Below are 15,538 nucleotides of genomic sequence, written 5' to 3' on the forward strand. Positions count from 1 at the left end.
CCATTTCGGTTAGCGGTTTATCGGCTGCATAGATACGAGGAAGACCTCACAGGGGCGGAGGAGGTTCTGACAAAAGGGATGCTGTAGGCGATACCGTCGCATTCATGTCTGCCGACACGTCACCCGACACCGTGCCCGCACCTCCCGGCCCGCCGACGTCCGTGAGCGGCTGGGGCCGCACCGCCCCCACGACGGCGCGGCTGCTGCACCCCCGGAGTTACGAGGAGGCGGCCGCCGCCGTGCGGGCGTGCGGGGCACGCGGCGCGATCGCCCGCGGGCTGGGCCGGGCGTACGGGGACGCGGCACAGAACGCGGGCGGCGCCGTCCTCGACATGACCGGCCTCGACCGCATCCGCACCGTCGACGCCGAGGCGGGCGTCGTCGTCTGCGACGCGGGGGTGAGCCTGCACCGCCTGATGGAGGTGCTGCTGCCGCTCGGCTGGTTCGTGCCGGTGACACCGGGCACGCGCTACGTCACGGTCGGCGGGGCGATCGGCGCCGACGTCCACGGCAAGAACCACCACGTCTCGGGCTCCTTCGCCCGCCATGTGCGCGAGCTGGAACTGCTCACCGCGGACGGCACGGTACGGACCGTCACGCCGGGCAGCGAGCTGTTCGACGCGACGGCCGGCGGGATGGGCCTGACGGGCGTGATCCTGCGCGCGACGGTCCAACTCCTGCCCGTACGAACCTCGTTGATGGCGGTGGACACCGAACGAGCCGTCGATCTGGACGACTTGATGACCCGCCTCCAGTCGGGGGACCACCGCTACCGGTACTCGGTGGCGTGGATCGACCTCCTCGCGCGGGGCGCCAGGACCGGGCGTTCGGTGCTGACGCGCGGTGAGCACGCGCCGCTCGACATGCTGCCGCCCCGCGCCCGCCGCACCCCGCTCGTCTTCCGGCCGCGCCGGCTTCCGCCCGCCCCCGCCTTCCTGCCGGAGGGGCTGCTCGGCCGCGCCTCCGTCTCGGCGTTCAACGAACTCTGGTACCGCCGGGCGCCCAGGCACCGTACGGGCGAACTCCAGCGCATCTCGACGTTCTTCCACCCACTGGACGGGGTGCCGCACTGGAACCGCGTGTACGGGCGGGGCGGCTTCGTGCAGTACCAGTTCGTCGTCGGGTACGGGCACGAGGAAACCCTGCGTGCCATCGTCCACCGCATCTCGCGGCACGGCTGCCCCTCCTTCCTCGCCGTCCTCAAACGCTTCGGCGAGGCCGACCCCGGCTGGCTCTCCTTCCCCCTGCCCGGCTGGACCCTGGCCCTCGACATCCCCGCGAACCTGCCGGGCCTCGGCGCCCTCCTCGACGAACTGGACGAGGAGGTGGCGGGCGCGGGCGGCCGGGTCTACCTGGCGAAGGACGCGCGGATGCGGCCTGAGGTGGTGGAGCGGATGTACCCGAAGCTGCCCCGATTCCGTTCCCTGCGGCGGGAGTTGGACCCGGAGGGAGTCTTCCGTTCGGACATGAGCCGACGCCTGGGCCTGTGAGCCTCTACGGGCCGCTCGGCCCCCTCCCCCTCAGTCACATCTGGCCCTGCCGGGCCGCCCGACACCTTACGGAGCCCTGATGAAGGACGCATTCGGTACCCCGCAGTCCCTGCTCGTGCTCGGCGGCACGTCCGAGATCGGGCTTGCCACCGCCCGGCGCCTGGTGGCCCGCCGCACCCGTACGGTCTGGCTCGCGGGCCGGCCCTCCCCCGCCCTGGAGGCGGCGGCGGCCGAGCTGCGGAAGCTGGGCCCGGACGTCCACACCCTCGCCTTCGACGCGCTCGACTCCGAGGCGCACGAGGTCGCCCTCGGCAAGGTGTTCGCCGAGGGGGACGTCGACATGGTGCTGCTCGCGTTCGGGGTGCTCGGCGACCAGTCCCGCGACGAGGGCGAGCCGCTCGCCGCGGTGCGGGTCGCCCAGACCAACTACACCGGCGCGGTCTCGGCGGGCCTGATCTGCGCGAAGGCCCTCCAGACGCAGGGCCACGGCTCGCTGGTCGTGCTGTCCTCGGTGGCCGGCGAACGCGCCCGCCGCAGCAACTTCATCTACGGGTCGAGCAAGGCGGGGCTCGACGCGTTCGCCCAGGGTCTGGGGGACGCGCTGCACGGCACGGGGGTGCACGTCATGGTCGTACGCCCCGGCTTCGTCCGTACGAAGATGACGGCGGGGCTGTCCGAGGCGCCCCTGGCCACGACCCCCGAGGCGGTCGCCCTGGCCATCGAGGCGGGGTTGCGGCGGCGGGCGGAGGTGGTGTGGGTGCCGGGGGTTCTGCGGGTGGTGATGTCGGCGCTGAGGCACGCCCCGCGCGAGGTATTCCGCCGCCTCCCGGTATGACCCGGTGTCGCTTGCCCTTCCGCCCACCCGTGACGGGGGTGGAAAAGTCGGGCTCCTGGGGCTGCGCCCCAGACTCCCGCGGGGGCTCCGCCCCCTGCACCCCCGTTCGCTCCTGAACGGCGCTCGTCCTCGAACTCCCCCAAGGCCTCAAGGGCCAGGGGACCCCCATGACAGGCTAAATGCCCGGTGCGGGCCGACAAGAACGGTGCTGGGGGCGCGGGGAACTGCGCGACCGGCCACCCACAGCCCGCAGGCGGGAGGAGGGGCCACCGGGGTCGGGCGGAGCCCCGGGGCACGTCGGCGGGTCAGCGCAGCGAGGGGTGGTCCAGGGTCGTGGCCTGGGCCGGGACGGACAGGGCTCCCAGGCCGAAGGGGTAGTCGTGGAGCTTGCGCCAGACCCCGTCCGGGCCCTGCTCGTAGAGGGCGAACCCCTCGCACACCCAGGACGCCGAGAACCCCGACAGGGACTCGTACGCCAGATCCATCGCCGCCTCGGAAATACCGTGCGCCACCGTCACGTGGGGGTGGTAGGGGAACTGGAGCTCGCGCACCAGCGGCCCCGCCTCGTCCCGTACCCGCTGCTGGAGCCACGCACAGTCGCCCGCACCCTCGACCACCTTGACGAAGACGACCGGGGACAGGGGCCGGAACGTCCCGGTGCCCTCGAGCCGCATCGCGAACGCCCGGCCCGCCGCCGCGACGGCGGCCAGGTGCGCCTCGATCTCCGGCAGGCACTCCGCCTCGACCTCGTGCGGCGGAAGCAGGGTGACGTGTGTGGGGATGCCGTGCGCGGCGGGATCCCCGAAGCCCGCGCGCCGCTCCTGGAGCAGGCTGCCGTACGGCTCCGGGACCGCGATCGAAACGCCGAGCGTTACGGTCCCCACGTCGTTCTCCTCATGGTCTCGGTCGGATGCTGTCTGCTGTGCAGTGTGAGTGTGACGGGATTGCCGTCGGCTGACCAGAGCCCCTCGGCAGGGCTCCGGCCGGGCCGTCCGGTTCAGTGCTTGGCGGGCAGCAGGCCGACCCTGTCGTACGCCGCCGCCAGCGTCTCGGCAGCCACCGCGCGGGCCTTCTCGGCGCCCTTGGCGAGCAGCGAGTCCAGCGTCTCGGGGTCGTCCAGGTACTGCTGCGTACGCGTGCGGAACGGCGTGACGAACTCCACCATCACCTCGGCGAGGTCCGTCTTGAGCGCCCCGTACATCTTGCCCTCGTACTCGGCCTCGAGGTCGGCGATCGTCTTGCCGGTGAGCGTGGAGTAGATGGACAGCAGGTTGGAGACACCGGGCTTGTTCTCGGTGTCGTACTTGATCACCGTGTCCGTGTCGGTGACCGCGCTCTTGACCTTCTTGGCCGTCGTCTTCGGGTCGTCGAGCAGGTTGATGAGGCCCTTCGGCGTCGACGCCGACTTGCTCATCTTGATCGACGGGTCCTGGAGGTCGTAGATCTTCGCCGTCTCCTTGAGGATGTACGGCGCCGGGACGGTGAACGTCTCGCCGAACCGGCCGTTGAAACGGTCGGCCAGGTCGCGGGTGAGCTCGATGTGCTGGCGCTGGTCCTCGCCGACCGGGACCTCGTTGGCCTGGTAGAGCAGGATGTCGGCGACCTGGAGGATCGGGTACGTGAAGAGGCCGACGGTCGCGTTGCCCGCGCCCTGCTTGGCCGACTTGTCCTTGAACTGCGTCATCCGGCTGGCCTCGCCGAAGCCGGCCAGGCAGTTCATGATCCAGGCGAGCTGGGCGTGCTCGGGGACGTGGCTCTGGACGAACAGCGTGCAGCGCTCGGGGTCGAGACCGGCGGCAAGGAGCTGGGCCGCGGCGAGCCGGGTGTTGGCGCGCAGCTCGGCCGGGTCCTGCGGAACGGTGATCGCGTGGAGGTCCACGACCATGTAGAACGCGTCGTGGGACTCCTGCAGCGCCACCCACTGGCGGACCGCGCCGAGGTAGTTGCCGAGGTGGAACGAGCCTGCGGTGGGCTGGATTCCGGAGAGCACGCGGGGACGAGTCGAGGGCATGCTCACCATTCTCTCAGGTGCGCGGGGTCGGCCGGAAACCCCGCGCTTGTGACCGGCCCCACAGCGTGACCCACCCCCATCTCAGATACAGGGGCTCCGCCCCCGGGCCCCGCTCCTCAAACGCCGGAGAGGCTGAGTGGGCTGCTCTCGACTGCGGACCGTGCGTGGTTGCTCGCTCCCTCAAGTTCTCGGCTTCGCTCGAACAGGGGAGTCCCCCATCGCGGCGGAGCCGCACATGTCACAGCCCCGGGCCCCTAACAGCGCCCATGCCGGCCGGCACCGGAGCGCTTCAGCCCGTCCGGCGATTGAGGACGAGCGCCCTTCAGGCGCGAACGGGGTCTGGGGCAGAGCCCCAGGACCACCGACTGGCCGCAGCCGAACGACACCCCCGGAGGGTCTCGGGAAGGGGCGGGGTGGGGATCAATCCAAGGGCAGGCCGGGCGCCGGGTACGCCGACAGCAGGTCCGCCACCTCCGCCCGGATCGTCGACAGGGCCGCCTCGTCGCCGGCGCGCGCCGCCGTCACCCCCCGGTCGATCCACTCCGCCACCAGCGGCATGTGCGAGACGTCCAGCCCCCGCGACGTCAGCGAAGGCGTACCGATGCGGATCCCGGAGGGGTCGAAGGGCTTCCGGGGGTCGTACGGGACCGTGTTGTAGTTGACCACCAGACCCGCCCGGTCGAGCGCCTTCGCCGCCACCTTCCCCGGCACGTCCTTCGGCGTGAGATCCATCAGGATCAGATGGTTGTCCGTGCCGCCCGACACGAGGTCGAAGCCCTGGGCGAGCAGCGCCTCCGCGAGGGCCCGCGCATTGGCCACCACCTGGTGCGCGTACGCGCAGAACGCCGGCTGCGCCGCCTCGTGCAGGGCGACGGCGATCGCCGCGGTGGTCTGGTTGTGCGGGCCGCCCTGGAGCCCGGGGAAGACCGCCTTGTCGAGGGCCTTCGCGTGCGATTCCCGGGACATCAGCATCGCGCCCCGCGGACCCCTGAGAGTTTTGTGGGTGGTGGTCGAGATGACGTCCGCGTACGGGACCGGGGACGGGTGGGCGCCACCAGCGATCAGGCCCGCGATGTGCGCGACGTCCGCGACGAGCACCGCGCCCGCCTCCCGCGCGATCTCCGCGAACGCGGCGAAGTCGATCGTGCGGGGCAGCGCCGTACCGCCGCAGAAGATCAGCTTCGGGCGCTCCTTGAGGGCGATGTCGCGCACCTCGTCGAAGTCGATCAGGCCGGTGTCGGCGCGCACCCCGTACTGCACGCCCCGGAACCACTTGCCGGTTGCCGAGACGCCCCAGCCGTGTGTGAGGTGGCCGCCCATCGGCAGGGCCATGCCCATCACGGTGTCGCCGGGCTCGGCGAACGCGAGGTACACAGCGAGGTTGGCGGGCGAGCCCGAGTACGGCTGGACGTTGGCGTGCTCGACGCCGAACAGGGCCTTGGCGCGGTCGACGGCCAGCCGCTCGACCTTGTCGATGTTCTGCTGGCCCTCGTAGTAGCGGCGGCCCGCGTAGCCCTCGCTGTACTTGTTCTGCAGTACCGTCCCCGAGGCCTCAAGGACCGCCGTCGAGACGTAGTTCTCGCTGGGGATCAGGCGCAGGGTGTCCGACTGGAGCCGTTCCTCGGCGGCGACGAGCGCGGCCAGCTCCGGGTCGGTGGCAAGCAGGGCGGGGTGGGAAAGGGGAAGGCTCATGGCGTCCTCCGGGGTCCGTTGACAGGTTCCCGGGGTGCCCAGGCGGGCGGCACCTCGTGCGGCAGGCCGCGCACGGCTCCCCCGGGGTCGCTTCCCCGCTCGCCAGTCGCCGTGCGTACCGAACACCCTACCGGCCACCTCCGACGGCAAGGTTTCTTCGTCCGGCATCCGAGCGACGATAGAAGAGGGCACCACCAACGCCCCATGCCGCATGACGATCGGAGAACCCGTGTCGACACACGCCGTGACCGAAGACGCCATCCGTTCCGCCGAGGCACACAGTGCGCACAACTACCATCCCCTGCCCGTCGTCGTCGCCTCCGCCGAGGGCGCCTGGATGACGGACGTCGAGGGGCGGCGCTATCTCGACATGCTGGCCGGCTACTCGGCGCTCAACTTCGGCCACGGCAACCGCCGGCTCATCGACGCGGCGAAGGCCCAGCTGGACCGTGTGACCCTGACGTCGAGGGCGTTCCACCACGACCGCTTCGCCCAGTTCTGTACGGAGCTCGCCGAGTTGTGCGGCAAGGACATGGTGCTGCCCATGAACACCGGGGCGGAGGCGGTGGAGACCGCCGTGAAGACCGCCCGCAAGTGGGGCTACAAGGTCAAGGGCGTACCGGACGGGCAGGCGAAGATCGTGGTCGCCCGGGACAACTTCCACGGCCGTACGACCACGATCGTCAGCTTCTCCACCGACCCGGAGGCCCGCGCGGACTACGGCCCGTACACGCCGGGCTTCGAGATCGTCCCGTACGGCGATCTCGACGCGATGCGGGCGGCGGTCACCGACAACACCGTGGCCGTGCTCCTGGAGCCCATCCAGGGTGAGGCCGGCGTGCTCGTCCCGCCGGCCGGATACCTTTCGGGCGTCCGGGAGTTGACCCGCGAGCGGAACGTGCTGTTCATGGCGGACGAGATCCAGTCCGGGTTCGGCCGCACCGGGAAGACGTTCGCGTGCGAGCACGAGGGCGTGGTGCCGGACGTGTACATCCTGGGCAAGGCGCTCGGCGGTGGCGTGGTCCCGGTGTCGGCGGTCGCCGCGTCGTCGGAAGTGCTCGGCGTGTTCCGGCCGGGCGAGCACGGCTCGACGTTCGGCGGGAACCCGCTGGCCTGCGCGGTCGCCCTGGAGGTCATCGCGATGCTGCGCACCGGGGAGTACCAGCAGCGCGCCACCGAGCTCGGCGACCATCTGCACCACGAGCTCGGCCTGCTGACCGGCGCGGGCGCGGTCGAGGCGGTCCGCGGGCGCGGGCTGTGGGCGGGCGTCGACATCAATCCGTCGTACGGAACGGGCCGGGAGATCTCGGAGAAGCTGATGGACCGCGGGGTCCTGGTCAAGGACACCCACGGCTCGACGATCCGGATCGCCCCGCCCCTGGTCATCAGCAAGGAGGATCTGGACTGGGGCCTCGACCAGCTGCGCGCGGTCCTGGCGGAGCGATAGCCGCCAACTCCCTTATGCGGATGGGCAGTCGGATCCCGAGCAGAAGGCGCTGAGCGCGGTCTTCAGGGTCTGCTCCTGCTCGGGCCACGCCTCGGCGGGAGCCGCGGAGAGTACGGCGTAGTGCTGGCCGCCGGGCGTCAGGAACGCGTAGTCCACCACCTGGCGCCGGTGGCCGAGCTGCTGGTTGTCGTACGCGTAGACGAGCCGCGCGGCCTGCCGGGCGACCCCGGGCACGCTCGCGTCGTTGCCGAGGCCGATCTCCTGGTACCCGGGGTTCTTCGCCAGCTCCCCCGAGGTCTGCTTCAGCGCGTCGTACGGGCTCAGGCCCGCCTCGGAGACGAGGTACACCTGGATGAGGCGGGTGCGGTCGGCGGAGTTGTAGAAGACCCCCTTGGGCCCCTGGTCCTCGCGGGTCCAGCCCTGCGGTACGTACAGCCTGAACCCCTTCGGATCCTGGGCGAGTTGGAACCCGGCGGGCACGGTGGCGCCGGGCGAGGCGGATGCCGGGGCGGAGGGGCTGCCCGTGTCGTCGCCGGTACGGTCCGGAGTACCGGAGGGCTCGCCGGAGGCGGACGGGCTCGCCTCGACCTTCGGGTGGTGCGTCCCGCCGCGGGCGAGGAGCCAGCCGCCGCCCGCGCCGGCCACCACGACGAAGACCATCGCCGCCACGACGACGGCGACGGGCACGCGCCGACGGGCACGCGGCTCGGGGAGCGCGGGTGGGACCGGGTGCGCGCCGTCGTACGGGTCGTAGGGGCCGGGGACCGGGGGCGACGCCTGCGGGACCGGCGGAGGTACGGGCGGTGGAGGCACGGGCGGGGGCGGTGGAGCCGCCGGGGAAGCGGCGTCCCGTACCGTCTCCCACTTCTGGGTGGCCGCGTTCCAGCGGACCTCGTCGCGACCGCCGCTCACCGGGGCCTCACATCCCGATCAGGTCGCGGACCCGCTGGACCAGCGTCTCGCCCGAGGCGAGGAGGCCCGTGAGGGCGGTGGCGCCGGTGAGCAGCTCGCCGAGGCGGGCGAGGCGGCCCGGGGTCGCCTGCCCTTCGGCGCGGATCTCGTCCTCCGCCCCGGCGAGTTCGGCGTCCAGGGCGCGGGTCTGGTCGTTGCGCACGAGCTGGGCGAGTCCGGCCCTGAACTCGACGATGGCGTCGAGGAGTTGGAGGTGGGCGTCGTCGGGTGCGGCCGGGCGGTAGACGCTGGACACCTTGTTGTGGTCGCCGACCGAGACGGACCCGGTCACCCCGCTGATGTGCACGGATCGCTGGTTCCGCTGCGTATTGCCGTCATCCGGTGTGGTCATCTCAGCCCTCGTTCCTGACGGTGTTGTGGTCGCCGACGCTGATCGCTCCCCGGGAGTTCTCGATCATGACGCCGCCCTGGGCGACGTTGACGATCTTCTGCTCGAACTGCCCGGTGTCGTACCCGGCTTCGTACAGGGCGCTGCGCACGCCGCTGGTCACCCGGTCCTCGATGGACTTCACGTAACGCCGGTAGTCCATCGCCTGGAAGAGGGAGGCCTCGGGCGCCGCGGCCAGTTCGCGCACCGAGCGGGCGGGGCCGTCGGGCAGCGCGCGGCCGTGTCCGCCGGTGAGGCGGTGCCAGGTGGAGCCGATCGCGCGGCCCACCACGTGCAGCGAGCGGAACGCGGAGCCCGGGGTGCGCACGAGCGCCCAGGCCGCCTTGCCCGGCGGGGTGCGGCAGTTGAAGTCGTGGGCCGCACGGTCGGCGCGGAAGAAGTCCTCGCGCAGCGGGGGCAGGACGTGCGGCGCGATCTCCAGGACCAGCATGCCGCCCTGGGTGTGGACGCGTACGAACACGGTCGTGACGAGGTGTTCCTCCCAGCCGCCGACCCGGATCCGCAGGAAGTGCCTGCGCGCCTCGCCGCCCTCCTCCAGGGCGGCGGCGCGGTGCTGCTCGAAGTCGCCGTCGCGGTAGGGGGCGTGGGCGCGCGAGGGGAGCCCTTCGACGGGCAGGAAGACGTACTCGGTGACTTCGAGCTGGCGCAGCCGGTCGCGTACGGCTAGGGCCTCGGCGGCCACCGTCGGCGCGGGGATGCGGAGCTGGGCGATGAGGGGTTCGACGATGCGCAGGATCTCGGCGTTGCTCACCCGGGCCGGACGCCGGTCGCCGAGCGACTTGCGCGGGCGCAGCTGGATGGTGACCGACCAGGGTTCGAACGGGTCGCCCGCGCCGCGGAAGGGGGCGTCGGCGCGGTAGACCGCGAGGGGCGCGTGCTGCTCGACGCGGATCATCGCGGCGAGGCGCTTGAGCCGCCCGTTGTCGTTGTTCTGCGCGGGGTCGGCGGCGAAGTCCTGGAAGCCTTCGGGCGACAGCTCGCCCGCCATGATCCGGGCGAACTGGAGCCGCTGGAGGGCGACGCAGAGTGCGAGCACCGCGATGCAGCCGACGACGCCCCAGGCGAGCCCGGGGCTGAAGCCCTGGCTCGCGGCGTCGAAGGCGCCGCCGCCGAGCAGCCGGGCGGGGCCGGTGACAGCGGTGGGCACGGAGTTGGCACCCTCGAAGCCGCCGCCGAAGGCGTCGTACCCGCCGACGCCGCTGCTCCCGTACCGGTACGCGCCGTTGCGCACATCGGAGTCGAACCCGCCGAACAGCGAGATCACCAGGACGACGCCGAACAGCGCCAGGAGCACCCGCGCCCACCACCGCAGGAGGAACGCGGGGACGGTGCGGTACCAGGGGGCTGGGCTTGCGGTGCCTCGGATGAGGCGGGCGATGCCGAGCTGGAGGCAGGGGCCGAGGATCAGGAGGAGGGCGGCCTGGGTGACGACCACGCCGAGTACCCAGACCACCAGGATGCCGAGCGCCCAGGCGATCTCCAGGTTCCGGGCGCGCAGCGCGTGCGCGAGGACACGGGCGGCGTCGAAGCCGAGGGAGGGGGCGGTGACGCGCTCCTCGTGGACGTACAGCTCGTCGATGACGGCGTCGCGGTACTCCTCGTCGAGGTAGGTGCCGGCGGCCATGAGGCGGCTGGCCTCGCTGAGCGAGGGGTGCACCGGCGGGAGCCCGCCGGGCTGTCCCGTCGCCTGCGCCTGCTGCGGCACCTGAGCCTGCGTCATGTCCTGCTCCCCCGAAGAACGATCGACGTACGCCACATTCCTTCAACTTGCTTCACAAGAAGGGAAGTTGCGGGCGCAGCCAGGGTGGACATGGTAGCGACGCGATGCAGCGCGCGCCGCCCTGTTCACACCCTCCCCACGGGTTCTCGCGAGGCACGCGGGAGGGGCACAGGGAGCGCGAAGGGGGCGCATCGGGGGCGGCGGCCCGGCCTTGGGGGCCACGAGCGCGGGGCCGACCGGAAGCAACGGCCGCCATTGACAAGGGAGTTGGTCTGGACCAATGATGCCGGTCATGCCGAGACCCCGCATCGCCCGTCGCCACGCTCGTCGCGCCGCCCTCGCCGTCCTCGCACCCGTGCTGCTGCTCATCGGCCTCGCCGGGCCCGCGCGGGCGGACGACGCCTGGCCCGAGCCGGTGCCCGTCGTCTCCCATGTCGACACGACGGACCCGGTCGTCTTCATCACCATCGACGACGGCTGGAACCACGACCCGGCCGCACAGAAACTCCTCCTGGACCGCCAGGTCCCGGCATCCCTGTTCCTGCTGCCGGGGGCGTACGCGTACGACCCCGGGTACTTCCGCACACTGCTCGACCACGGGCCGGCCGCCGTCGAGAACCACACGGTGAACCACCCCGACCTGACGACGCTGCCGCAGGCGGGTCAGAAATCCGAACTGTGCGGCGCGCGCGAGCAGGCCCTCGCCCGGTTCGGCCTCGCACCACGGCTGGCCCGGCCGCCGTACGGCACGTACGACGCGACGACTCGGCGGGTGGCCCGGGAGTGCGGGGCGAAGGCGCTGGTCACCTGGACGTACGACTTCACGACGTGGTCCGGGGCGACCCCGCCGACCCCCTCGCTGCGGGCGGGGGACATCGTGCTGCTGCACTTCAACGACACGGTGTACACGGACTTGGCGCGGGCGCTGGCCGCGGCGGACGGGGCAGGGTTGCGGGTGGCTCCGCTGCGGGCCTACGTGCCCGAGTAGCGTCCTGGAGCCGGGACCCGGGCAGGGGCAGGGGAGCCGAACCGGGTCAGCGGATCACGTGCGGGACGAACCTCGCGTACTCGTCCGTCACCGGCCCCGCCGACTCCCGGATGCCAAGCCCCGCCGGCTCGGACTCCACCACCCACGCCCCCAGCACCACCCGGTTCCCCGAGAAGTCCGGCAGCGGGGCCAGCTCCTGGTAGCAGCAGGGCTCTTCGGGCCGGGCCGGGGCGGACCCCCGGGGGTGCAGCGTGACGCCCGCGCCCTCTCGGCCGAGCAAGGGCTTAGCGACGTAACCCCGGCCGGAAGCCAGGTCCCGCGGCCCGTCCAGGTACGCCGGAAGCAGGTTCGGGTGCCCCGGGTACAGCTCCCACAGCACCGCGAGCAGCGCCTTGTTGGAGAGCAGCATCTTCCACGCCGGCTCGATCCAGCACGTCGTCCCCGTGCCGCCCCCGTTGTCGAGCGTGTCGAGGACCTGCGGCCCGAACGCGTCCGAGGCCAGCCACTCCCACGGGTACAGCTTGAAGCAGGCCCGGATGAAGCGGAGGCGGTCGTCAACGAAGCGGCCGGTGATGCTGTCCCAGCCGATCGACTCGACCGACAGCGCCTCCGTGTCGAGGCCCGCCTGCTCGGCCGTCTCGCGCAGATAGGCGACCGTCATGAGGTCCTCGCCGAGCTCGTCGGTGTCGGAGTGGGCGAAGTGCACGGGCCCGGGCGGCAGCAGCGGAGCCTGCCGCTTCCACGCCTCGACGAGGCGCTCGTGCAGCGAGTTCCACTGGTCGGCGCCGGGGAAGCGGTCCTCCATCCAGAACCACTGCGCGCTCGCCGCCTCGACCAGCGAGGTCGGGGTGTCCGCGTTGTACTCCAGCATTTTCGCCGGGCCGGTCCCGTCGTACCGCAGGTCGAACCGGCCGTATATGGAAGGGAGTTCGGCCCGGCGCCGCCACGACTCGGCGACCAGGTCGGCCAGCCGGCCGTCCATGATGCCCAGGTCCGCGAAACGGCCCCTCTCGACGATGTGGGCCGCCGCGGCCAGGCACATGTCGTGCAGTTCCTCGACGGTCTCCTCCAGCGCCTCGACCTCGGGCAGCGTGAAGGAGTAGTACGCGCTCTCGTCCCAGTACGGACGCAGCGAGTCGTCGGGGTAGCGGGTCAGCGGGTAGATCAGGCCCTGTTCCTCGACGGTGCGCTGCCAGTCCGGGCGCGGCTCTGTGCAATGCCGTTCCATGCTCCGGCCCCTCAACCGCCGCTGGAGTCGCCGTGGCCGCCGAACCCGCCGCGCGAGACGCCAGACTTGTCGAAGGAGCCGCCGGAGACCTTGCCGCTGCGGCTGGACCCGCCGTAGTAGTACTGACCGGTGCCACCGCTCTTGCACTCGTACTTCGGCAGTTCCTTGTACGTGACCGGATTGACGCAGCGCCGGTCCGGTTCGTCGCTGCACGCGGTGAGCGTGGCGGCGAGCACTCCCATCCCGCCGAGCACCACCGTCGCGGACCTGAACCTTCGCATCGCGGATCTCCCCCCGTTCTCGTACCGACTTCGCTGTGGGACGCGTTCCGGCCACACACTAGTTCCCGGCCATCGGCGACCTGCCCCCGGGCTTTCCCCGCCCGCCGGGCCTGCGGCTACAGTCCCCCCTGTGTTCTTCGGGATGATCTGCGCCCTTGCGTCCGCGGTCTGCTTCGGTACGGCCACCGTCCTCCAGGCCGCCGCGACGCGCGCCGCCGAGCCGAGTACGGGGGCGGGCGCCGGTTCCGGTGTCGACGCGGCGCTGCTCCTGCGCGCCGTACGCCAGTGGCGCTATGTCGCCGGTCTCGCGCTCGACGGCCTCGGCTTCGTCTTCCAGATCCTCGCGCTGCGCTCGGTGCCGATCTACGCGGTGGGCGCGGCGCTCGCCGCCTCGCTCGCGGTGACGGCGGTGGTCGCGGCCCGCATCCTCAAGGTCCGGCTCTCCGGTACGGAGTGGGCGGCGGTCGGGGTGGTCTGCGCGGGCCTCGCCATGCTCGGCCTGTCGTCCGGCGCGGAGGGCAAGGAAGCGGGCCCGGCCTCCCTGCACTGGTGGCTGCTCGGCGTGGCCGCCGCAGTACTGCTCGCGGGCGCGGTCGGGGGCCGGCTGCCGAACCGCGCCCGGGCCCTGGTCCTCGGGCTCGGCGCGGGCTGTGGTTTCGGCGTGGTCGAGGTCGCGGTCCGGCTCATCGACGACCCCTTCGACCTGACGAATCCCGCGCTTTACGCCCTGCTGCTCGGCGGCGGCGCCGCGTTCCTGCTGCTCACCTCGGCGCTTTCGCGCGGCTCGGTCACCACGGCGACGGCGGGCATGGTCATCGGCGAGACCATCGGCCCGGCCCTGGTCGGCGTGGCCTGGCTCGGCGACCGCACCCGGGACGGACTCGGCTGGCTGACCGTCACCGGCTTCGCGGTGGCGGTGGCGGGAGCACTCGCCCTGGCCCGCTTCGGCGAGGCCCCGGAGCCGGAGCCCTCGCTCCAGGACGTACGGGACCACTGAAACCGGCCCCGCTTCCACCAGCTCCGGCCGGGCGGCCCAGCCCCCTCTACGGCAGCACGTTGCACAGCGCGTCCAGCGCCCCCGTCCACCCCGAGTCCGACGGCGTCCCGTACCCCACCACCAACGCGTCCCGCTCCGGGGCGAGTTCGGGGTGGCGGTAGCGGGAGAGGCCTTCCAAGGCCAGGCCCTGCCAGGTGGCGGCCCGGATGATGGAGCGCTCGGTGCCGGGCGGGAGTTCGACCAGCGCGTGCAGCCCGGCCGCGATGCCGCTGACCCGCGCCTCGGGGGCGCGCTCGGCGAGCGCGGTCACCAACTGGTCGCGGCGGCGCCGGTAGTGGAGCCGCATGCCGCGCACATGACGGTCGTACGCGCCGGACCGGATGAACTCGGCGAGCGTCAGCTGGTCCAGCGAGCCGTTCGCCCACTCCCCGCCCTTGGCCTGGACGACCTCGTCCACGAGGTGTCCGGGCAGCACCATCCAGCCCAGGCGCAGGCCCGGCGCGAGGGACTTGCTCGCGGTGCCGAGGTAGACGACGTGCTCGGGGTCGAGGCCCTGGAGCGCGCCGACCGCCTTGCGGTCGTAGCGGAACTCCCCGTCGTAGTCGTCCTCCAGGATCAGCCCGCCCGTGGTGCGCGCCCAGTCGACGGCCGCCGCCCGCCGGTCGGGCAGCAGCGGCACCCCGATCGGGAACTGGTGCGCGGCCGTCATCAGCACCGCCCCCACCCCCTTCATCGCCCCCAACTCCTCCGTACGGGTGCCCAGTTGATCGAGAGGCAGCGCCGGGGTGCGCAGGCCCGCGTCGGTCAGCACCTTCCAGTGGAAGTCGAGGCCGTACGACTCGACCGCCGCCTCCCGCACCCGGCGGGTCCGCAGCACCTTCGCCATCAGCATCAGGCCGTGCAGGAATCCGGAGCAGACGACGATGCGGTCCGGCGAGGCGTACACGCCGCGTGCCCGGGCCAGATAGTCCGCCAGGACCGTGCGCAGCTCGACGCGGCCGCGCGGATCGCCGAGGCCGAAGGCCTCGTGCGGGGCGTCGGTGAGCGCCCGGCGGGCCGCCTTGAGCCACTCGGCGCGCGGAAAGGAGGCGACGTCGGGCGAGCCCGGCATCAGGTTGTACGTGGGCTTGCGGCGGGTCGGCAGGCGCCGGGTGTGGCTCCGGTCGGGGCGGGCCACGGCACGCTGGGCCACCGTCGTCCCGGAGCCCTGGCGCGCGGTGAGCCAGCCCTCGGCGACCAGTTCGGCATAGGCGTCGGCGACCGTGTTGCGGGCGATCCCGAGATCGGCGGCGAGCGAGCGCGAGGACGGCAGCCGGGTGCCGGGGGTGAGCCGTCCGCCGCGTACGGCTTCGCGCAGCGCGTCCGTGAGGCCCGAGCGCAGGCCCGCGCCGCCCACGTCGATGTGCAGATCGACACCGAGAGTTTCCGGAGAAGTGGCCCAGGATTTCACCATGGGAATGGACCATACCTGGGTGCCACACGCCCCGTA

General features: G+C 72.3%; 14 protein-coding genes and 1 riboswitch. Of the genes, 5 read left to right on the forward strand and 9 right to left on the reverse strand.

The features are described from left to right. The first annotated feature begins 104 nt into the window (after positions 1 to 104). Both dprE1 and dprE2 read left to right on the forward strand, forming a co-directional pair. On the forward strand, positions 105 to 1,490 hold the full coding sequence (gene dprE1, locus IE206_RS16770) for a decaprenylphosphoryl-beta-D-ribose oxidase (RefSeq protein WP_189962972.1): 1,386 nt from the start codon (positions 105 to 107) through the stop codon (positions 1,488 to 1,490). Positions 1,491 to 1,569: 79 nt separating this feature from the next. Continuing rightward, positions 1,570 to 2,325: a decaprenylphospho-beta-D-erythro-pentofuranosid-2-ulose 2-reductase gene (gene dprE2 / locus IE206_RS16775; RefSeq protein WP_189962973.1), complete on the forward strand. Its 756-nt coding sequence runs from the start codon at positions 1,570 to 1,572 to the stop codon at positions 2,323 to 2,325. Between the two features lie 305 nt (positions 2,326 to 2,630). Here the strand turns inward: dprE2 and IE206_RS16780 are convergent, their stop codons facing one another. The 3 genes from IE206_RS16780 to glyA all read right to left on the reverse strand — a co-directional run bounded on the left by IE206_RS16780 (position 2,631) and on the right by glyA (position 6,028). Further along, positions 2,631 to 3,209, reverse strand: coding sequence for a 2'-5' RNA ligase family protein (locus IE206_RS16780; RefSeq protein ID WP_189962974.1), 579 nt, complete (start codon positions 3,207 to 3,209; stop codon positions 2,631 to 2,633). 113 nt (positions 3,210 to 3,322) lie between these two features. Continuing rightward, a complete protein-coding gene (trpS, locus tag IE206_RS16785) occupies positions 3,323 to 4,336 on the reverse strand; it encodes a tryptophan--tRNA ligase (protein WP_189962975.1) in 1,014 nt (337 codons plus the stop codon). Positions 4,337 to 4,756: 420 nt separating this feature from the next. Continuing rightward, entirely contained in the window at positions 4,757 to 6,028 is a 1,272-nt protein-coding gene (glyA, locus tag IE206_RS16790) for a serine hydroxymethyltransferase (protein WP_189962976.1), read from the reverse strand. A gap of 29 nt (positions 6,029 to 6,057) precedes the next feature. Beyond that, positions 6,058 to 6,148: riboswitch (ZMP/ZTP riboswitch) on the reverse strand. A 91-nt stretch (positions 6,149 to 6,239) separates the two neighbouring features. Here glyA and rocD point away from each other — a divergent pair. Beyond that, positions 6,240 to 7,475 carry an ornithine--oxo-acid transaminase gene (rocD, locus tag IE206_RS16795; protein WP_189962977.1) on the forward strand — a complete coding sequence of 412 codons (1,236 nt, stop codon included), beginning with the start codon at positions 6,240 to 6,242 and terminating at the stop codon, positions 7,473 to 7,475. 12 nt (positions 7,476 to 7,487) lie between these two features. On the opposite strand, the gene IE206_RS16800 is transcribed toward rocD, so the two are convergent. The 3 genes from IE206_RS16800 to IE206_RS16810 are packed head-to-tail and all read right to left on the reverse strand — an operon-like array spanning position 7,488 to position 10,555. Further along, positions 7,488 to 8,387: a serine/threonine kinase C-terminal domain-containing protein gene (locus IE206_RS16800; protein WP_189962978.1), complete on the reverse strand. Its 900-nt coding sequence runs from the start codon at positions 8,385 to 8,387 to the stop codon at positions 7,488 to 7,490. A gap of 7 nt (positions 8,388 to 8,394) precedes the next feature. Further along, positions 8,395 to 8,778 carry a hypothetical protein gene (locus IE206_RS16805; RefSeq protein WP_189962979.1) on the reverse strand — a complete coding sequence of 128 codons (384 nt, stop codon included), beginning with the start codon at positions 8,776 to 8,778 and terminating at the stop codon, positions 8,395 to 8,397. A 1-nt stretch (position 8,779) separates the two neighbouring features. Then, on the reverse strand, positions 8,780 to 10,555 hold the full coding sequence (locus IE206_RS16810) for an AbeC-like domain-containing protein (protein ID WP_189962980.1): 1,776 nt from the start codon (positions 10,553 to 10,555) through the stop codon (positions 8,780 to 8,782). Positions 10,556 to 10,847: 292 nt separating this feature from the next. Between IE206_RS16810 and IE206_RS16815 the strand changes: the two genes are divergently transcribed. Further along, positions 10,848 to 11,543: a polysaccharide deacetylase family protein gene (locus IE206_RS16815; RefSeq protein WP_189962981.1), complete on the forward strand. Its 696-nt coding sequence runs from the start codon at positions 10,848 to 10,850 to the stop codon at positions 11,541 to 11,543. Positions 11,544 to 11,589: 46 nt separating this feature from the next. Here IE206_RS16815 and IE206_RS16820 read toward each other — a convergent pair whose 3' ends face one another. Next, positions 11,590 to 12,771 carry a glutathionylspermidine synthase family protein gene (locus tag IE206_RS16820; protein WP_189962982.1) on the reverse strand — a complete coding sequence of 394 codons (1,182 nt, stop codon included), beginning with the start codon at positions 12,769 to 12,771 and terminating at the stop codon, positions 11,590 to 11,592. 11 nt (positions 12,772 to 12,782) lie between these two features. Next, positions 12,783 to 13,052: a hypothetical protein gene (locus IE206_RS16825; protein ID WP_053728362.1), complete on the reverse strand. Its 270-nt coding sequence runs from the start codon at positions 13,050 to 13,052 to the stop codon at positions 12,783 to 12,785. Positions 13,053 to 13,194: 142 nt separating this feature from the next. Between IE206_RS16825 and IE206_RS16830 the strand changes: the two genes are divergently transcribed. Continuing rightward, the gene (locus tag IE206_RS16830) at positions 13,195 to 14,049 is read left to right on the forward strand and encodes a DMT family transporter (RefSeq protein WP_189963135.1); all 855 of its coding nucleotides are present in this window, start codon (positions 13,195 to 13,197) and stop codon (positions 14,047 to 14,049) included. A 46-nt stretch (positions 14,050 to 14,095) separates the two neighbouring features. Here IE206_RS16830 and pdxR read toward each other — a convergent pair whose 3' ends face one another. Continuing rightward, entirely contained in the window at positions 14,096 to 15,502 is a 1,407-nt protein-coding gene (gene pdxR, locus IE206_RS16835) for a MocR-like pyridoxine biosynthesis transcription factor PdxR (protein WP_189962983.1), read from the reverse strand. Between the last annotated feature and the right edge of the window lie 36 nt (positions 15,503 to 15,538).

The organism is Streptomyces violascens (assembly GCF_014649955.1).
In the GTDB taxonomy this organism is placed as follows: domain Bacteria; phylum Actinomycetota; class Actinomycetes; order Streptomycetales; family Streptomycetaceae; genus Streptomyces; species Streptomyces violascens.